The organism is Streptococcus suis (genome assembly GCF_019794615.1).
Classification (GTDB): domain Bacteria; phylum Bacillota; class Bacilli; order Lactobacillales; family Streptococcaceae; genus Streptococcus; species Streptococcus suis_AI.
Genome location: NZ_JAIMDU010000079.1, coordinates 1 through 581, shown reverse-complemented (window position 1 = coordinate 581; position 581 = coordinate 1). Strand labels below are relative to the sequence as shown.

The window sequence follows — 581 nt, the reverse complement described above, 5'->3', positions numbered from 1 at the left end:
GTAATCGTTGACTCTGCAGTTTCGATTCTCTGTTTTGCTTGGTTAAAATCGCTAGTCTTTACTCGCTGAGAAATTTGGTCTGCTTGCACTTGAATCATGGATTCTGCACCCGTTACTCGACCAGTCAGACTATCCACCAGTTGCTTACTCGCAAGAAGTTTTATATCTTCCTTGGTTTGCGAGAGATTGGTACTTACTGTAGCCAACTGTCCACCTAATAGTGATTTTGCTACATCAACCAATCGACTAGCTTCAGAGATAGCTTGTGATTTTGCTGTCGCAATCTTTGACTCTGTTTGACTACGCTCCGTTGAAGTCAATCGGTTAGCTTCTTGAATGGCATCAAGCTTGGCTTGTTCTGACCTTCTGAGGGCTTCAGTTGCCCCAGTTTGAGCCTGTTCTGCCTTCAGTTTGGCTTCTGTGGCTAGGTTGCTATTTACCCCAGCCTTTGCCATTAAATCACGAGTTATGCGTTGCTGCTCCTCTTCCTGTTGCCGCATCTGTTGATGAATAGAAGTAAGTTCATTATCAATGCTAGCCTTTAATCTATCCGCATAAACCTCTGCATGACTTTGAGCCTG

At 44.2% G+C, this 581-nt stretch carries 1 pseudogene; it reads right to left on the bottom strand.

From position 1 onward, the window contains the following. Nucleotides 1-581: pseudogene (locus K6V43_RS11420) on the bottom strand (phage tail spike protein); the annotation flags it as partial.